The organism is Sphingomonas sp. 66-10, assembly GCF_001897045.1.
Lineage (GTDB): Bacteria > Pseudomonadota > Alphaproteobacteria > Sphingomonadales > Sphingomonadaceae > Sphingomonas > Sphingomonas lycopersici.
The window spans coordinates 43,268-46,780 of the sequence record NZ_MKRR01000001.1; the positions used below are offsets into that span (position 1 = coordinate 43,268).

Here is a 3,513-nt window from a genome sequence, read left to right on the forward strand (position 1 = left end):
ATGATGATGGAACAGGGGCTGGCGGCGATGCAGGCGCCCGCGACCGGCGCGCCGGTGGTGCCCGGCATCAACGACCCCGCGACGCTGCAACGCGCGAGCGACTTCTGGCAGAACAGCCTCACCTTGTGGCAGCGCTTCCTCCAGCCCGGCGAGGCGACCGAGCAACAGGACGCCGCCCCGCGCGACAAGCGCTTCAAGGCCGAGGCATGGCGCGACAATCCGCTGTTCGCGTGGATCCGCGAAAGCTATTTGATGATTTCCGATCATCTGCTGAGCAGCGTCGACGCGATCGAGGGGATCGATGCCAGGCAGCGCGAGCAATTGCGCTTCGCCACCAAGGGCTTCATCGATGCGATGAGCCCGACCAATTTCGCCTTCACCAATCCCGAGGTGATCGACAAGACGATCGAGACCGGGGGCGAGAATCTGCTCAAGGGTCTGCAGCATATGCTGACCGATATCGGGCGCGGGCAACTCACCCACACCAGCGGCGACGCCTTCGAGGTCGGGCGCAATCTCGCCACGACCCCCGGCAAGGTGGTCAAGCGCACCCCGCTCTACGAACTGATCCAATATAGCCCGACGACCAAGCAGGTGCTGTCGATCCCGCTGGTGATCTTCCCGCCGTGGATCAACCGCTTCTACATCCTCGATCTGACCCCGGAGAAAAGCTTCATCCGCTGGTGCGTCGATCAGGGGATCAGCGTGTTCATGGTCTCGTGGAAATCGGCCGATGCGTCGATGGCCGATGTGACGTGGGACGATTATATCGCCGCGCAGATCGACGCGATCGACACGGTGCGCGACGCGCTCGGCGTCCCCGCGGTCCACACGATCGGCTATTGCGTGGCGGGCACCACCCTCGCCGCCACGCTGGCGCTGCTCAGCGCGCGCGGCGAGGCGGAGAAGGTGGCGAGTTCGACCTTTTTCACCGCGCAGGTCGATTTCACCCGCGCCGGCGACCTCCAGAATTTCATCGACGACGATCAGTTCGCGCTGATCCGCTCGCTCTCGCCGCAGGGCTTCCTTGACGGGCGTTATATGGCGGCGACCTTCAACCTGCTGCGCGGGCGCGATCTGATCTGGAATTACGTCACCAACAACTATCTGCTCGGCAACGATTATGCGCCGTTCGACCTGCTCCACTGGAACGGCGACACGACCAACCTGCCGGCGAAATGGCACCTTTCCTATCTGACCGATCTCTATCGCGACAACCGGCTCGCCCAGCCCGGCGCGATCTCGGTCGCCGGCACCCCGCTCGATCTCACCAAGGTCAGGACGCCGAGCTATATCCAGGCCGGCCGCGAGGATCATATCGCGCCGGCGGACAGCGTGTGGAAGCTGACCGGCATCTTCAGCGGGCCGCTGAAATTCGTCCTCGCCGGCTCGGGGCATATCGCCGGGGTGGTCAACCCGCCGGCGGCGAACAAATATCAATATTGGACCAACCCGGCGAAAACGAAGACGCTCGACGAATTCGTCGCGGGCGCGACCGAGACCAAGGGAAGCTGGTGGCCCGACTGGGTCGATTGGCTCCGCACGATCGATTCGACCGAGGTTGCGGCGCAGCGCGCGCGGGTGCCGGGCAAGGGCAAACTCGCCGCGCTCGAGGACGCGCCAGGGAGCTACGTAAAGGCAAGATAGCGTGCCGATCCACGCCGGTACCGTCGGCGAAGGAGCACCCCTTTCTGTGTCCTCGCGAAGGCGAGGTCCTAGTCTGGACTCCCGCCTTGACGGAGCACAAAAGTTCCGCCGCACCGTCAAGCGGAAACCGGACCGGACGTTTCGCGCCCGATGCTATGACCCGTTTTTCCGTCGCGGCGAGCGGCGGGGACAGATTATGTTGCACTGCACAATAAAGCTTGTCATTCCGACTCTCCTCGCGTATGTTGCATCGCAACAAGATGGAGTCGTGTGGAATGACCGACACTGCAGCCAAGCCTGATCAGAAGCCGGTGACCGGGGCCGCCCAGGCGCCTGCGAAGCCCGCGCCCGCTCCGGCCGCTGCCCCGGTCGCGACGCCGGCGCCCGTTGCCAAGGAAGCGGCGAAGCCCGTGCCCAAGGCGCCCGTCGCCGCACCGGCGGTGGCCAAGCAAACGCCGAAGCCCGCGCCCAAGCCGGTTGCCGCCAAGCCGGCGCCGGCCGCGGTCTCCGCCCCCGTCACCAAATCGACGCCGGCGGCTCCCCGCGCGGCCGTCAAGCCGGTCGCCAAGAAGCCGGCACCCCGGGCCAAGGTCGCACCGGCCCAACCCGCGTCTACCCGCCAGGCCAGCCGGCCGGCGACCATTGCTGCAAAGGAAGTGATCATGTCCGACACGATCAAGACCGTGACCGAGAAGACCCAGGCCTATTTCGCCGAGGCCAACGAGCGCGCCAAGGGCTCGATCGAAAAGGGCGTCAAGGCGTTCGAAGACGCCAATGCCTTCCACAAGGGCAACCTCGAAGCGATCGTCGAATCGTCGAAGATCGCGGTGAAGGGCGTCGAGAAGATGGGCCAGGACGCGGCGGCTTACGCCAAGACCTCCTATGAGAAGGCGACCGAGACCTTCAAGGCGATGTCGACCGTCAAGTCGCCGACCGAGCTGTTCAAGCTGCAGAGCGATTATGCCCGCGCGTCGTTCGATGCCTTCGTCGCCGAAGCGTCGCGTTCGACCGAGGCCGCGCTGAAGCTCGCCGGTGAGATCGCCCAGCCGATCTCGAACCGCGTCGCGCTCGCCGCCGAGAAGATCAAGGTCGCCGCGTAATCCGGGGCCTCGCCCCGCAAGGGGCGAAAAGGACGAAGGGGGCGGCCGCCTGAGCGCGGCTGCCCCCTTTTTCGTCGTTAATGGTACGCGCGCGCCCTTGCCCTTGGCGGCCGGGATGCCATATTTTCACGCGATCATGCAGCGCCAAACCCCAATCCAGCCGATCCTGATGGCCGAGCGCCGCGACGATGATTCCGACGGCGGCACCGGAATCGGCGTCGCCACCCGCACGCGGACGCGCACCAAACAGCCGACGCCCTATCGCGTGCTGATGCTCAACGACGATTACACCCCGATGGAATTCGTCGTCCTGTGCCTCCAGCGCTTCTTCCGCATGAGCGTTGAGGAAGCGACGCGGGTGATGCTCCACGTCCACCAGAAGGGCGTCGGGGTGTGCGGGGTATTCAGCTACGAGGTCGCCGAGACCAAGGTCGGCCAGGTGATCGACTTCGCGCGCCAGAACCAGCACCCGCTGCAATGCACGCTGGAGAAGGCGTAAAGTCTATTAAAACAAGTACTTACGTCATTCCCGCGCAGGCGGGAATCCATTCTGGCTGGCCTATCGGATCAAGCGCAATCTCAGCGTGAATGGATTCCCGCCTGCGCGGGAATGACGGGTGAATTGATCGAGGCTCACTCGTGTGAACTTCGTGAACTTTGCCCTCCCGGTCGGCCACCACGATGAACCCCGCAGACCCCCTTTGCGCCGCGCCCGCGGTTCGATAGACGCGGGCGAATGGACCGTATCCTCATCCGCGGCGGCAAC

3 protein-coding genes are annotated in these 3,513 nt (G+C 64.8%); all 3 read left to right on the forward strand.

The genetic code is table 11. The features are described from left to right. The coding region (locus BGN95_RS00230; RefSeq protein ID WP_286771263.1) for a PHA/PHB synthase family protein at positions 1 to 1,647 on the forward strand (1,647 nt) is incomplete at its 5' end. A gap of 275 nt (positions 1,648 to 1,922) precedes the next feature. Beyond that, on the forward strand, positions 1,923 to 2,747 hold the full coding sequence (locus tag BGN95_RS00235) for a phasin family protein (protein ID WP_179512379.1): 825 nt from the start codon (positions 1,923 to 1,925) through the stop codon (positions 2,745 to 2,747). Between the two features lie 169 nt (positions 2,748 to 2,916). After that, the gene (gene clpS / locus BGN95_RS00240) at positions 2,917 to 3,246 is read left to right on the forward strand and encodes an ATP-dependent Clp protease adapter ClpS (RefSeq protein WP_179513723.1); all 330 of its coding nucleotides are present in this window, start codon (positions 2,917 to 2,919) and stop codon (positions 3,244 to 3,246) included. Positions 3,247 to 3,513 lie beyond the last annotated feature (267 nt).

What these genes read in the sequence shown, in the direction of transcription:
- BGN95_RS00235 (WP_179512379.1), top strand. Translation starts at nt 1,923, where the DNA reads ATGACCGACACTGCAGCCAAGCCTGATCAGAAGCCGGTGACCGGGGCC.
- clpS (WP_179513723.1), top strand. Translation starts at nt 2,917, where the DNA reads ATGGCCGAGCGCCGCGACGATGATTCCGACGGCGGCACCGGAATCGGC.